Origin of the sequence: Limnobaculum parvum, assembly GCF_003096015.2 — a bacterium.
Taxonomy (GTDB): Bacteria; Pseudomonadota; Gammaproteobacteria; order Enterobacterales; family Enterobacteriaceae; genus Limnobaculum; species Limnobaculum parvum.
The window spans coordinates 1811233-1826264 of the sequence record NZ_CP029185.2 but is presented as its reverse complement, the minus strand read 5'-3'; the positions used below and the strand labels follow the sequence as shown (position 1 = coordinate 1826264).

The following is a 15032-nucleotide window of genomic DNA, read 5'->3' as shown; positions in this document are numbered from 1 at the left end:
TACTACTTATAGCAAAATAGTATTGTTTATGCTGTTTAATTGTATATAAAAAGCTATCTTTATGATTAATCAATCGGTTGGTTATGATAGCTGTGACCATTAAGAACAATAGTTATGATGAATGATCGATTGGACGCGAGTAACGAACACTATAATAGTGACACTGTCACGTTATCAAGGGTAATTTCATGACACATCCCGCAGCCGACAAGATTATTGACCTTTACCAGACTCATGCAAAAGATTGGGATTCATTACGCGGAAAGTCGCTGAATGAAAAGGCATGGCTGGATAAATTTATAGCCATATTGCCGAGTTTAAACGCTGCCACAGTATTAGATATCGGCTGTGGTTCAGGGGAGCCCATTGCCCAATACCTGATTGAGCAGCAAATAGTATTAACAGGCATTGATAGCTCGCCATCAATGATAGCGACCTGTCAAAAAAGGTTCCCGGATAACCAATGGCGAATTGCTGATATGCGAACACTGTCGTTGAATCAACAATTTGATGGTTTGATCGCTTGGGATAGTTTTTTTCATCTTAACCACGAAGACCAACGAAAAATGTTTCAGGTATTTAGTGCACATACGAGATCTGGCGGCGTATTAATGTTTACCAGTGGGCCTGAGCATGGTGAAGCAATTGGCAGATTTTGCGGAGAGCAACTCTATCATTCAAGTTTATCTGAAGATGAGTACACACAGCGACTCAATCAAAATGGATTTGATGTTGTTGACCATGTTGTTGAAGATCCCGAATGTGGTCATCATACGATTTGGCTAGCCAGGCATCGATAAATTGGTCGGACTGCCATTGAGTTAGCCATCGTGCTTATTTAATGGCAATCGCAATGGCACTGAATGATTTACAAGATCCGGGCATCCGCTAAAATAGGCAACTTCCGCAGACTCATTTTTCTAACGGCAAACCATCCTTGATTAAAATTCGTCATTTAAGTAAACATTACGCACACCGACAAATCTTGAACGATATTAATCTGGATATTGCGCGTGGTGAAATTCACGGGCTTTTAGGCATTAGTGGAGCAGGGAAGTCAACGTTGCTGCGCTGCATCAACGGCCTTGAGTCATTTGATGAGCACGGCAGTTTAATCGTTGATGGTGTGGACATCAATGGCTTACCGGTTCAACAGTTACGCCCGTTCAGGAAAAAGATCGGCATGATTTTTCAGGACTTTGCGCTACTGCAAAGAAAAACCGTCGCTGAGAACGTTATGCTTCCCATGCAATGTTGGAAGCAAGACATGCGGGATATTCCCCAACGCGCTAAGGCCTTATTACAACTGGTTGGCATTGAAGATAAAGCCAATTTTCGCCCTCAGCAGTTATCAGGTGGACAAAAGCAGCGGGTCGCCATTGCCAGAGCGCTGGCGCTAGAACCTCAAATTCTTCTGTGTGATGAAGCAACCTCGGCACTCGATCCACTAACAACAAAATCAATACTGGATCTATTAAAAGAAATTAACCAACGGTTAAATATCACCATTGTGATGGTGACACATCAGATGACCGTGGTTAAATCCGTCTGCGATAGGCTTTCGATTATTGAAAACGGAGAGCTGGTTGCAACCAATAGCGTTGACCAGATTTTTATTGAAAACCCGCCAGCGTTACAACGAATCACCGGTAATGTTGCTACGCATTTTATGCCCGGGCAGATTGGCTTTAAAATCACCTTACCGGCTATTGAGCAAAGTACATCGTTCTTGCTGGGGTTATCCGAGGTCGTTAATCAGGCATTTACGCTCTTTTTTACGCAAACCGACTATTGTAAAACCACCACTATCGTTCATTACTACATGACGACTGAGAGTCAATACCGTACGCAGGTTATAGCCTACTTAACCAATAATACGGTAACCTTTCAGGAATTAACTTCACCAATCATCGCAACGACAAATAACTAACACGTTATCAAAGGGTACGTATGTTTTTTGATTTGACTATGACACGTCTGTTTGAATATCTGCCTAGAATTATTTGGCCGGCGATAGTCGCAACGTTAAAAATGCTATCCGCATCGCTGATTATTGGTACGTTGGTCGGCTTTGTGATTGCGATTAGTTTGGTATTAACCAATCCATCGGGCTTATCACCGAATAGGCTTATCTATCGGTTTCTAAATGGCATGGTTGATGCCATTCGCTCGTTTCCAGCCATTATTCTGATTGTTGCTCTTACCCCATTAACCCGATTTATTATAGGGACATCGGTGGGTTGGATCGCCGCCGTTGTTCCATTAAGCATTGCAGCATTCCCAGCGATTGCTCGCCTAATTGAGCATTCATTGTTAGAAGTTGATAAAAGCGTTATTTTAGCGGCAAAGTCATTCGGCGCGAGTAACCAGCAAATTATTTTTAAGGTTATGTTTGTTGAAGCAACCCCTTCAATTGTATCCAATATGACTTTCGCATCTATCCAGTTGTTAGCTAATACAACCCTTGCTGGAGCGGTCGGTGCAGGGGGGTTAGGGGCCGTTGCGTTAACCTATGGTTACCAACGATTCGACGATGCCATGATGTACGCCATTGTCGTTATCCTGTCCGTAATGGTTCTTTCCTTACAGTTTTTAGGCCGAGCCATTTATCGAATTCTTAAGTAATAGACAAGTAGAAGAGGCAATAAATTGAGAGATGATAATGTATGGTTGAACGTTATGCTGGACTTAAAACGTTCTCCTGTCGGTATCCGATTTTTATTTAATGAACAGGATTATAACGCCTGTTCTACACCTGAAATAACGGCACCTTTGCCTTATTGTGCAGCGGTCAAAAACGCCTCAACAGGGACACCCTGTAAATTAAATCTTAAAAATACCGCCTGCCTCTCCGGCGCACGGGCGTTGGGGCTGTTAAAACCAGAGGATGATATTGTTGACCCAAATGAAATTATTTCGGGTAGACGACACCATAAAATGGGGCTGTATGCCGATTATTCCATTAGCCGACAGATTGCAAAAGATATGGTTTATTGCACACATCAAGTCTATGGAATTGAAATTGCCGATCTGGCTTTATATACCGACTATAACCCTGATTTAGTGATTATTATGGCCGATGCAACTAATGCCATGCGTATTATTCAAGGATACTCGTATCACTTTGGCCAACTAAAAAATGTGAAGGTTGCTGGCAATCAAGCCATTTGCCAAGAATGTACCTCTTATCCCTTTGAGATGAACCAAGTCAATATTTCCTTACTTTGCTCGGGCACTCGTCAAGTGGCTAAATGGGAAGGGGATGAGATGGGCATTGGTATTCCATTTAATCAGTTGGATAAGATTGTTGACGGTATTCGCAAAACGTCCAATCCGATGGACAGTAATAAAACAAAAAAAGGTATTTTAGAGAAGGCCAAGGCGATGGATGTTGAAGAGCAGGCTGGCGTTGAAATGAGCAGTAATTACTATACCGGTGGTTATGGCACCATTGATTACCATAAACGCAAAAAAGCGCAGTCAAATACATAAAATTTTCTCCACAATTAAGGTAGTAACATGAAAAAGCTATTGGCAGGTCTGTCTTGTTTTCTGATTATGTTGGGTTTAACCGCATGTGATAATCCCGATAAATCATCTGAGGCGGCTAAATTGAAAATCGCCTGTAATGAAGTTTCTTGCGCCATTCTTGAACCGGGTCTGGGCTGGATTAAAGAGCATGGATTAAATGTTGAATTGGTAATGATGGATAATAATGTCAATATTATCAAAGCGGTTAACGATGGTAGTGTGAATGCAGGTCTGGGTGTTCACAGTAAATTTATGGAAAGCTTTAATCAGAAAAATAATGGCAAATTAGCCATGGTAAAACCTTATCCATTTACGACCGGTATTGGCCTTTATTCTGATCGTTATAAGTCATTAGATGCGCTGCCAGACCACGCTAAAATTGCGATTATGAATGATGCCATGAATATGGATCGTGGCTTGCGTATGATGCAAAGCGCAGGGTTAATTGAACTGGATAACAGTAAAAATACTAACTACAGCCTGTTAGATATTAAGAAGAACCCGAAGAATTTTGAATTTATCGATATGGATCAAACACAAACCGTGCGTTCACTGCAAGACGTTGACGCAGCCATCGTGTTCTTTACTCATATGCGTAATGCCAATAAAGATTTTCGCGCTTATCTTATCCGCGACAAAAATGCCAACGAGTTCCCAATGGGATTAGTTGTTCTGCAAGATAATGCCAACCAACCATGGGCTAACACACTGGCTGAAGCATTAAGATCGGACAGCGTAAGAAAAGGCATTACCAAAAATTTTGATGGTGTATTTGAGTATTTAGATTCGCCAAGCAATTAAATTGTAGTAGCCCAAACCTAATCTGATAGTTACCGATTATTTGTATAGGTATCTGTCAGGTTAGCTCACTTATTCATGGTCACCAATGATACTCAGTGTATACACAGTTAACTCTGAATAGTCGTCATCGTCATAATCAACAGTCATATTCATGTGATGGTTTCCTTTGAATGAGAGCCAGATTCCGCCCAAATGTATATTGGTGCGTATAATGTATATTATGTTAAATTGATATTTGTTGGCAATAATGTTTATAAACCGCCCAGTGATAACTACTCCGACAAAATGTTGCGTGAATATCTGCAGTTTGGCTGGTCGCCCGCTGCGTTCCAAATGGCGGGCATCATTTTTATATTTAATTCCAGAATGAATAAGAGGACTTGGCATGAACGACATTATTAACGCCTTGCATATCACGAACACTATGTAAGTAGTGTTCTTTCAACTCGTTAGTAATCCGCTTCTCTTGCTTTAATTGTTGTTTGAATGCCGGATAATCAGCAATTAAATAGAGTGACTCGTCCATATTAATATTTTGGCCGCTGGTTGAAGAAAAGTAATAGTTACCTTTAGCCCTCCATGCTGTGCCAATAACCCAGCCGTCGCTCTCAAAAGTATCGGCCAGTTGCCAGTCAGATAATGACACATCAGGTATAACAGAAAGTACAGTATTCTGACTTACCAAGCCCCTGCTTCTTTTACCCCAAACTTTATAAGAGATTAAAACAACGGTATTTTTGGCGGTAGCCCATACTCCGGGAGCCTGTTGTTCTGAAAGTGGTTGGGATTTGTCAGTACCAAAAGGATTTGGCCCCGCATATTCAAATTTTTTACCCTGATAATCCCAATAAAAAACGCCATTATTGTTAATAAATAACTCATGATTTGCCCGATCGCGATTGGCAACGAATAATTTTAATCCCTGAGTTTTTTTACCATCGATAACATTCGGGAAAGGCGCCGCCTCAAAATAATAACGGTTGATTTTGGTATCCCAACCATAATCAGTCTGCCACTGATCGCCGTCTGGTGAGAATGCACTAAAAGTGACAGGATTCGCATCGGGTAAAGTCCGTCCCTGATAATAAACATGAATACTATTAGCTAAATAACGGTCGTGTATTCTGCCCTTTAGATATCCCTGCCCATAATATACAGATTGAACGCTGCTACCATCTGCCTCAGGGATCATTACGCCTGCATAAAACAGATGTTGACCATCCGAGAGATAATTTTGCCCCCAGGTTTTCAGATTCCCATAGGTAACATGTTCTACACGGCTTAGCATAAAATCCCGACGTCTTGCCCGGTCAGGATTATCGTAATCATTATCACGCACAATTTCGTGCCACCAATAATAGTCAGGGTTCTTACGTGCTGTACTACAAAAATAGGTACGATGACCATCACTGATATACCCCTGAGAAGCATAAGTTATTTGCTCAGGCTGTAATCCTTGAATAATGTGGGTACCACAGAGTACTGACTGCTTATTTTTGGCTAATGGAGTCAGGTATTGGGAGGAATAGACCTGAAAATTGCTGCTATCTACGCCAGGTAGCAAGTAGTATCCCTGACCTGGAATATTGACATAAACTTTTTGCTGATAGCCGTAATAATACCCACCCAGTGATTTACTATTACTACCAAAATCGCTGGAATTTGAGTCTCGCCAAAGGTTAGTAAAGATAAATACCGAGAACGACAATCCCAGCAAAATAAAAAAGATAGTAAAGAGTCTTATCCAAAACGTCCGGGGGAATTTCTTATCTTTTGGCGTATCAATGATCATAAGGTTTTCCTTTACCTGATTCCAACAACGTCCTGCTCTTACACTGCTCTATAATACACGGGTTGGAATGTTTGATACAAAACCAATAGTAACACATTTGTTTTCAGCCTGAGCCATTGAGTCCAGTCCTGAACGTACTGATGACATTAACTTCGGGTTGTCAGAATTATTTACAGCCACATCTGCGATACGTTACAACTGATAGAATTGAATACTGAGCTTCAAAAACTAAGTGAAACAACATCAATTAACCAGTGAGAAGCCGTTTAACTCCCCTCTCACTCTTAAAAACCTAATGCGCCGATCATTCCTTAATTGGCGCATTAAAACGACACTTGTGACATGTCACAATATATTAAATGGTTAATTTTAACCGGGTTATTTACCTTTTTAGAGGCGTATAACGAGGAGTGACCCGTAGCATATCGTTCTTATCGCTTAGTCTCCGTCATTACCCCGTCTATTATGCATAACACGATGAAAATATAACTGTATTTTTATTTTCAATGAGATTGTAGATTCCATAAACGCCCAAATTTATAGTCCCAATCATCAGAAGAAAACTTCATTCGGCCGTTACAGGGCGAAAATGTAAACTCACTGAAATAAATCTCACTGTCCGTCATTAAAAAATCAATGCGACAATAGTCGATGTTTTGTGTCAGTAACGTGGCGAGTCTTAATAATTCATCGAAAAGTGGCGGCTTAATAATTTCAGCTTCAGTATTAGGATGCCTTACCGTTACCGGTTGTAATTCCCACTGGACGTTATATATGTTGATATGTGTCTTTTCGTGAATATCCTTAAAATCAACCTCTATATATTGTGGAACTCCATCAAAACAGTGAACTTGATAAACTTCAGGCGTTGTCTCCTTATCTTTCCCGGAAAACAAGTCAATATACTTTTCACACATAATCCGAGGCGTGATATCTCGATATTGCCATTCTCGCGAAGAGTAATACATATTACGCTTCATGCAAAATGTAATCTTTTGCTTTGCTTTATTAAAATCGAATTGGCTTTTGGATAAGCAAATAATCACACTGCCGCAATCATGGCTACACTTAAGTACAAATTTATCAGGTAATTCAGAAAAATTAAGCTGATCAATGTGCTCATAAACGTCCAAAAATGGTACAAGATAACGTTCTCCAGCAATCTTCTTAACATATTCACGCGCTTTCACTTTATCGGCTAACTGTGTAAACAGAGAGTTTTTAATGTAAAGCATGCGATACATGATTTTTTCATTGAATGTTTTTGGCGATGTTAAGTCTGGAAACCGTTTAAAGTCTTCAAAAAAACGTCTTTGACGATATCGTTTATCGTTTAAAAAATAGAATCTTATCTTTTTCACCCAATACTCTAATAACTTCAGCTTATATTTATACATATATTTCACCCACAAGTAATTAAATGAAAATGCACATTAAACACCATGGGAATAACGTAAGGTATTTAATAACATTTAAATAATGGTTTTCAAAATTAATATAGTAATTAGGAAAGAATGACCTATTACCTAAAGAGTTATAGCCAATTTATTATATTTTATTCACTTAAAATCCTTTTATATTAATGTGTTATCTCAACGTCAGCCTTAATTCAATAACGGTTACCTATATGAATGGTGTTTTAAATTCATCGAAAAAGGCCTAATCCAGCCCATGCTCTTGATAAAAGCAGTCGATAAAAAAAGTGCTAATATATTAGTTCAAAATAAATTTCATCTAATTGAAATTAAAGTTATCAGTTTACAGTTTTCATAACTACAACCTTCTTTTTCATAATAATGTTAATAAGGATTTCTGTCTATGTATTATATGACAGTATGATTAATACTAAATTCAAACCAATCTTGATGAATATTTATAATTATTTATCTTATAAACGCATGAGGATTTATTTTAAATAAGATTAAAAAATTTAAATTATATTATATAATTCATATAATTATACAAATTTAATTATGCGAATTAAGTTTTAGTCGGCCATGACCCCGATAAAGTAAATAAATTAATATTTGTAACTATTTATTTTATAAACCCATGATGATTTATTAAAACGTAAGTATGATCAGGTATTCAATCTTGAGATTAGTGAGGTCTATCTCGCATTTAATGCGAATTGAGGTATCGATAATCCCTATCGGATTATCGTTTGTCTATGATGCTTTATCTGAAAACCAGAAGGCAATAAACCTAATCTACTGACTACCAGCGCTATAGTCGATGCGCTTCCTGATAATATAGTGGAGGCTGGCGAGATCTTGAAAAAGTGAACGATAGCTTTGGCTAACCAATTTCGCCGAGGGTTAATGACTGGGCGTAGATTTCTTTTCATACAAGCCACTTAATTGCCTAAATACCAGAAAAATTAAGTGGCTGCCAAAAATCACTTCACATCAATTAACATTACTGCCGTAAGCTAATAGCAATACGGTTAAACGCATTCATTAAACCAATCGCTAAGGTCAAATCGGATATTTCGTTATCATTGAAATGTTGTTGTAATCGCTGGTAAAGATCGTCGGAACTATTCTCAACCGAAATATGGGTCAAACCTTCCGCCCACTGAAGTGCTACCTTCTCTTTTTCGCTAAAGGCTGATGATATTTGCCACCCTGCCAGAGTATCAATTTTATCATTGGAGACATTCAGTTTACGCAATTCATCGGTATGCATTTTTAAACAAAAAGCACAGCCGTTAATTTGGGAAATCCGTAAGTAAAGCAAAGCAATTAACGCTGTACCGACAGAACTACTATCCAGCGCTTGCTTACAGGCAATTAGCCCCTGATAAGCCTGAGGGGAAAGATTAGGATAAGAAAGACGTAACTGAGACATAATATTTTCCATAGTGATATTTGATGGCTAGTTTTGTATATATAGCCCTACAATAAAGAGCCATAAATTAACTTTTTATAGGCTAGCATATTAACAAAGGTTTCTGTACGTAATTTACCATGGGATATACTGGATAGAAAATTGATGAGTCTACATTTTCAACCTCCGTCAAATAGTACTTTTTTGTCATAAAGGATCCCTTGATGAGCCACTTCCTGCCAATAGAACTAAAACATACTAGCCGCTTACTTAACCACGGGCCAACCATCTTAATAACCAGCCACAATCCAGAAAATAACCAACGTAATGTGATGGCTGCAGCTTGGTCCATGCCGGTGGAATTTGAACCTCCGAGAGTAGCGATTGTGGTGGATAAAAGCACTTGGACTCGTGAGTTGATTGAGAAAACGGGATCTTTTGGTATCTGTATTCCGACCGTCTCGATTACCAATCTGACTTATGCTGTGGGTAGCGTATCGGGGCGCGATGAGGACAAATTTAACCGATTCTCAATTGCTGCCAATCAAGGCCCTTCTCTCGGACTTCCTGTGCTTGAGTCCGGCTGTGCCGCGTGGATGGAATGCCGCCTTTTAACAGAATCCAGCGCTCAAGAAAAATATGATACTTTTTTTGGTGAAGTGGTTTCTGCTGCCGCTGACCCGCGGGTTTTTATTGAGGGGCACTGGAATTTTAATGAAAACAATGCTGATTTACATACCCTACACCATTTAGGCGGTGGAAATTTCCTAACCAATAGTCACCCGATTAAGGCCCAATTTGTTTAAAAAAGTAAATGAGGGTTGCGCTAGACCGACTGGTCTATTATAGTGAATTTTATGAATCGACACCCAGAACATGATACGCGTGAACATCTCCTTGCTACCGGGGCACAGCTTTGTCTGAGCCGTGGCTTTACCGGCATGGGATTAAGCGAGATGCTGACAAAAGCCGAAGTCCCTAAAGGCTCTTTTTACCACTATTTTCGCTCAAAAGAGGCATTTGGCGTTGCCATGCTCGATCGCCATTACGCGTTATATAATCAGCGATTACAACAGCATTTTAGTCAGAAAAATGCCAATTGGTATGAACTCATCATCAACTGGTATCAACAGAGCCTGGACTATTTCAATCAACATGGCAATTCACCCAATTGTCTGGTGGTTAAACTTTCAGCTGAAGTGTGTGACCTGTCAGAGGACATGCGTAACGCGTTGGATAGCGGAAGCGTTCAGGTTATCGCTCACCTTGCTAACGCGCTTGAAAAAGGACGGTCGGAACGATGCTTCGATTTTCCCGGTAAGGCCCAAATGCAGGCACAAGTAATGTATGCCCTTTGGCTTGGCGCCAGCCTTCAGGCAAAAATTTCACGGAGTTCAATACCGCTGGAATGCGCTATGGCTCATGTAACACAGCTTTTAGTGGAGCCGGTCTCCTGACCGGTTCTTTTATTTATCTTATTTATAGACGACCAGTCTACTTGAGGATGTATCATGTCAACAGATAAATTGTTTACCCCGTTAAAAATGGGCGCCATCACGGTACCAAACCGTATTTTCATGGCACCGCTAACGCGTTTACGCAGCATTGAACCCGGTGATATCCCTACTCCATTAATGGGGGAATATTATCGCCAGCGCACAAGTTCTGGACTGATTATCAGTGAAGCAACCCAGATCTCTGCACAAGCTAAAGGCTATGCGGGTGCTCCAGGGTTACACAGTGCTGAACAGATCGCCGCTTGGAAAAAAATTACCGACGGTGTACATGCAGAAAATGGTCGTATGGCAGTACAGGTATGGCATACCGGACGCATTTCTCACAATAGTTTACAGCCGGGCCAACAGGCACCCGTCGCTCCATCGGCTATTCGTGCCGAAACCCGCACTTCTCTGCGTGATGAGCAAGGTCATCCTGTACGGATGGATACTTCTGTTCCACGCGCGCTGGAAACCAACGAGATTCCAGGCATCGTTAATGACTTCCGTCAGGTGGTTGCCAATGCACGGGATGCTGGGTTTGATCTGATAGAATTGCACTCGGCACACGGCTATTTGTTGCATCAGTTTCTTTCTCCGGATTCTAATCATCGTACCGATCAATATGGTGGTAGCTTGGAGAATCGTGTTCGGTTGGTATTAGACGTGGTGGATGCAGCCAGCAAAGAATGGAGTGCCGATCGCATTGGGATTCGCGTCTCTCCGCTTGGTAGCTTTCAGGGGTTGGGTAATGGTGATAATGAAGAAGCCGATGCGCTTTATCTGATCGAACAATTAGGTAAACGCGGAATGGCCTATTTGCATCTGTCTGAACCTGACTGGGCCGGTGGTCAGCCTTACAGCGATGAATTCCGCCAAAAAGTACGTGAACGTTTCAGTGGCGTGATTATCGGTTCTGGTGCTTATACGCCGGAAAAAGCCGAAGCGCTGATTGCAAAAGGATATATTGATGCAGTTGCCTTTGGTCGCTCATATATTGCTAATCCGGATCTGGTCGAGCGTTTACATCGTAATGTCGCTCTCAACGAACCGCGTCCTGAATCATTTTATGGTGGCAATGCAGAAGGTTATACGGATTACCCTACTCTGTAATTCCGGATGAAAGGTGGGTCTGGCAATCCAAGACCTGCTGTTGTCACCGAAGTTAATAGTGACAACGTAACTCTAGTTATTTATCTATACAAAAAAGCCAGTGGTTTCCCCACTGGCTCTCATATCTAAATACAGTACTTCTATACTTTTGGATAACCTTCTTCTTGCAACCAAATACGTCCTGCTTCAATTGCTGGACTTTGTATAAAGGCAACAAACAGAAAACCAACAAATACCCCGATGATTGCACCGCCAATAGCTCCGCGTAAAGGCAGGAGGGCAAAAATAATTGCCGATACAACAATGAGAATCACAAGGCGAATCCAAAATGCAGACCCAATACGCTTACGACCTTCTTTATTACACTCTTTAAATAAACGTTTTTGCTCTTGTTTATCTAACCCTCTTAATTCTGGGACATTATCAGCAGACCAATATATTTTCATCAATTCCTCTAAATCCATTTATGCAGTAGTAAAACAACGCGATTATAGAATTTATTTTAGGTCAGAGCTACGCCTTACTTGAAATTAAATTCAATCTAAAAAATATTATATTTTTCTGTATGTTAAAATTCATTTATCATTAATCTCAAAATGGATAGTCAGGCTTATTTACGCACCTCACTACAATAATAAGTATTGTGAGGAATAGACCTGAAAATTTTTTACTTATGGCTATCCTGCTCACCAATACATCATCGGAAGAGTAACTGTAAGTACCCCATCAAAACGAGCCATTCACTTTTAGAGATCTTCTGACATACTGATTATATCCCCAGAGGAGATCACCATGCGTAAAATCCGATTCACAGAGCACCAGATAATCGCCGTTCTTAAATCCGTTGAAGCAGGACGAACGGTGAAAGATGTCTGCCGTGAGGCCGCTATTTCTGAAGCCAGCTATTACAACTGGAAGGCGAAGTATGGCGGTATGGAAGCTGCTGATATCAAAAAAATCAAAGATCTTGAGGACGAGAATCGTCGCCTGAAACAGATGTTTGCCGATCTGAGTTTGGAATGCCGAGCGCTGAAGGATGTCATCGAAAAAAAGCTTTAAAACCAGCGATAAAGCGTGAACTCGTCGGCTATCTGACTACACAGTTTACGATGAGCATACGCCAGGCATGCAGGACGTTATCGCTGAGCAGGACAGTGTTTCGCTACCAACCGGATACGGGACGTGATGAACCGGTGATCCAGGCGCTGACTGAAGCGGCTGAGCGTTATCCACGCTACGGATTTAAGAAACTTTTTCAGGTGCTTCGCAGGCAGGGGCATGTCTGGAACCACAAACGTGTGCATCGGATTTACTGCCTGCTAAAACTGAATTTTCGTCGTAAAGGTAAGCAACGCCTGCCGGTGCGCAATCCGGCTCCGCTGGCAACGCCGGACGCACTTAACCAGAGCTGGTCCATCGATTTTATGCACGACGCATTGGTCTGTGGCCGACGTTTTCGGACCTTCAACGTTGTGGATGATTTTAATCGTGAGGCTCTGGCCATAGAAATTGATCTGAATATCCCGGCACAGCGCGTCGTTTGAGTACTGGAGAGGATAGTGGAAAACCGGGGATATCCGCTGAAGATGCGAATGGATAATGGGCCGGAACTGATATCACTGACGCTGGCACAATGGGCTGAAGATCATGGTGTGAAGCTAGAATTTATCAAGCCGGGCAAGCCGACGCAGAATGCGTATATCGAACGGTTTAATCGGACGTATCGGACAGAAATACTGGATTTTTACCTGTTCAAAACGCTGAATGAAGTACGGGAGATAACAGATCGCTGGCTGAATGAATACAACAGTGAGCGACCTCATGAATCCCTGAATAACCTGACACCGGAAGAATACCGGCTGATGGCTGAAAACCCAGAAATCTCAAAAAGTATGTGGTACTAAAACGGGGGTACTTACAGCTGAACTGGAAGAGGATAAAACTATCCTAAAAAAAGCGGCGGCATTTTTTGCGCGAGAAAGCCGGTGAAATATGCCATGGTCACTCAATTATCGGCTTTCCATTCCGTTAATCGCCTTTGTAGTCTGTTGAACATTAGCACCCGTGGTTACTGGGCGTGGCGTGGGCGAGCACCTTGTGCCCGTAAGCAACAGGATGATTTGCTGATAACCAGAATGATAACGTTGCACCAAGACAGTCGAGGAACCTATGGTATTAAGCGCTTACAAAGTGATTTGAAAGATGAACTGCGTTTTCATGGCAAGACACGTCTTAGTCGACTGATGAAGCTGGCTGGTCTGAAGGCCACTAATCAACCTCGTTATAAAATGACGACAAATAGTCGACATGATTATCCCATTGCGCCTAATTTATTGGCACGTGACTTCAATCCTTTCTCGATAAATATTGCCTGGGTATCCGACATTACATACATTAAAACCTTGGAAGGCTGGCTGTATCTAGCCACGGTACTTGATCTGTACAGTCGAAAAATTATTGGATGGAGTTTAAGCGCACGTTTGAAAACGCCCCTAATTATCGATGCCCTGAACATGGCAGTAAAACAACGTCAGGCGGGTAAAAAAGTGATAATCCATTCGGACAGAGGCAGTCAATATGCCAGTCATAGCTATCAAACTGAGTTAGGTAAACATGGCTTAATCTGCTCAATGAGCGGCAAAGGCTGTTGTTATGACAATGCGGTGATGGAAAGCTTTTACCACACGTTAAAAACAGAACTGATGAGGGGAAAGGTATTTATCACTCGAGCAGAAGCGATAAATGCAATATTCGATTATATCGAAGTGTTCTACAACCGCCGTCGCAAACATTCAACGTTGGGCTATTTGTCCCCGGTTGATTATGAGTCGGCAGCGTAATTAGGTGGGAATAAATTCAAGGACAGATCACACTATAATTAAAAGTACTATCTTTTATCTTATTATACCATTCCATTGCTTTTTCATAGTCTTTAGGTACACCTCGTCCATAATAATACATATTACCTATATTTTTTCTTGCATTACCACTACCATTATTTGACGCTTTCAAATACCACTCCATAGCTTTTGTATAATTCTGTTCTATCCCTCTACCTAATTCAAACATTACACCTACATTATTCTGAGCTTCACCATCATTTTGTTCAGCGGCTTTTAAATACCATTCTAAGGCTTTTTCATAATCTCTGGGAATACCTTGTCCAGAACTGTAAGAAAAACCTACATTATTTTGACCATGAGCATATCCTTTCATGGCTGATTTCATATACCATTCAAATGCTTTAACGTGATTTTTTTCAACACCTAAACCTTTTGCATGCATTATGCCTATCCTGTTCATTAGCTCAGGCGACATGTTATGTTCATTTGATGAATTATCGTTACTTACAGTTGCAGCACTACAACCACTTAATAAAAAAACCAAACTAAGTGTAATCAATGATGTTTTTAAATAAGGCATCTTCCATCCTTTGAATTAATAACTTTATCTTTCGGTTATGACAGATA

The 15032-nt window shown here is 40.9% G+C and carries 14 protein-coding genes and 1 pseudogene; 10 read left to right on the top strand and 5 right to left on the bottom strand.

Going from position 1 to position 15032, the window contains the following annotated elements; translation table 11 throughout:
- The first annotated feature begins 188 nt into the window (after positions 1–188).
- The 5 genes from HYN51_RS07390 (at position 189) to HYN51_RS07370 (ending at position 4332) form a co-directional block, all read left to right on the top strand.
- Positions 189–800 (top strand): class I SAM-dependent DNA methyltransferase, encoded by a 612-nt coding sequence (locus HYN51_RS07390; RefSeq protein WP_108899437.1) that lies wholly within the window; start codon positions 189–191, stop codon positions 798–800.
- Positions 801–985: 185 nt separating this feature from the next.
- Positions 986–1930: a methionine ABC transporter ATP-binding protein gene (locus HYN51_RS07385; RefSeq protein WP_230514039.1), complete on the top strand. Its 945-nt coding sequence runs from the start codon at positions 986–988 to the stop codon at positions 1928–1930.
- Positions 1931–1968: 38 nt separating this feature from the next.
- The gene (locus HYN51_RS07380) at positions 1969–2625 is read left to right on the top strand and encodes a methionine ABC transporter permease (protein WP_108901989.1); all 657 of its coding nucleotides are present in this window, start codon (positions 1969–1971) and stop codon (positions 2623–2625) included.
- Between the two features lie 24 nt (positions 2626–2649).
- Entirely contained in the window at positions 2650–3492 is an 843-nt protein-coding gene (locus HYN51_RS07375) for a DUF169 domain-containing protein (RefSeq protein WP_157953005.1), read from the top strand.
- 27 nt (positions 3493–3519) lie between these two features.
- Entirely contained in the window at positions 3520–4332 is an 813-nt protein-coding gene (locus HYN51_RS07370; protein ID WP_108899434.1) for a MetQ/NlpA family ABC transporter substrate-binding protein, read from the top strand.
- A 355-nt stretch (positions 4333–4687) separates the two neighbouring features.
- On the opposite strand, the gene HYN51_RS07360 is transcribed toward HYN51_RS07370, so the two are convergent.
- The 3 genes from HYN51_RS07360 to HYN51_RS07350 form a co-directional block, all read right to left on the bottom strand.
- The gene (locus tag HYN51_RS07360; protein ID WP_108899432.1) at positions 4688–6124 is read right to left on the bottom strand and encodes a DKNYY domain-containing protein; all 1437 of its coding nucleotides are present in this window, start codon (positions 6122–6124) and stop codon (positions 4688–4690) included.
- 503 nt (positions 6125–6627) lie between these two features.
- A complete protein-coding gene (locus HYN51_RS07355) occupies positions 6628–7521 on the bottom strand; it encodes an ATP-grasp fold amidoligase family protein (RefSeq protein ID WP_108899431.1) in 894 nt (297 codons plus the stop codon).
- Between the two features lie 1021 nt (positions 7522–8542).
- Positions 8543–8974: a carboxymuconolactone decarboxylase family protein gene (locus tag HYN51_RS07350; RefSeq protein WP_108899430.1), complete on the bottom strand. Its 432-nt coding sequence runs from the start codon at positions 8972–8974 to the stop codon at positions 8543–8545.
- A 203-nt stretch (positions 8975–9177) separates the two neighbouring features.
- On the opposite strand from HYN51_RS07350, the gene HYN51_RS07345 reads away from it, so the two are divergent.
- The 3 genes from HYN51_RS07345 to nemA are packed head-to-tail and all read left to right on the top strand — an operon-like array spanning position 9178 to position 11562.
- The gene (locus HYN51_RS07345) at positions 9178–9759 is read left to right on the top strand and encodes a flavin reductase family protein (protein ID WP_108899429.1); all 582 of its coding nucleotides are present in this window, start codon (positions 9178–9180) and stop codon (positions 9757–9759) included.
- 51 nt (positions 9760–9810) lie between these two features.
- On the top strand, positions 9811–10410 hold the full coding sequence (locus HYN51_RS07340) for a TetR/AcrR family transcriptional regulator (RefSeq protein ID WP_108899428.1): 600 nt from the start codon (positions 9811–9813) through the stop codon (positions 10408–10410).
- A gap of 54 nt (positions 10411–10464) precedes the next feature.
- Positions 10465–11562, top strand: a complete 1098-nt coding sequence (gene nemA, locus HYN51_RS07335; protein WP_108899427.1) for an alkene reductase — start codon at positions 10465–10467, stop codon at positions 11560–11562.
- Between the two features lie 140 nt (positions 11563–11702).
- Here the strand turns inward: nemA and HYN51_RS07330 are convergent, their stop codons facing one another.
- Positions 11703–12008, bottom strand: a complete 306-nt coding sequence (locus HYN51_RS07330) for a hypothetical protein (protein WP_108899426.1) — start codon at positions 12006–12008, stop codon at positions 11703–11705.
- A 346-nt stretch (positions 12009–12354) separates the two neighbouring features.
- Here HYN51_RS07330 and HYN51_RS07325 point away from each other — a divergent pair.
- Together HYN51_RS07325 and HYN51_RS07320 are read left to right on the top strand one after the other, a co-directional pair.
- Positions 12355–13466: pseudogene (locus HYN51_RS07325) on the top strand (IS3 family transposase).
- A 93-nt stretch (positions 13467–13559) separates the two neighbouring features.
- Entirely contained in the window at positions 13560–14402 is an 843-nt protein-coding gene (locus HYN51_RS07320) for an IS3 family transposase (RefSeq protein ID WP_230514038.1), read from the top strand.
- Positions 14403–14418: 16 nt separating this feature from the next.
- Here the strand turns inward: HYN51_RS07320 and HYN51_RS07315 are convergent, their stop codons facing one another.
- The gene (locus HYN51_RS07315; protein WP_108899424.1) at positions 14419–14985 is read right to left on the bottom strand and encodes a tetratricopeptide repeat protein; all 567 of its coding nucleotides are present in this window, start codon (positions 14983–14985) and stop codon (positions 14419–14421) included.
- Positions 14986–15032: the final 47 nt, after the last annotated feature.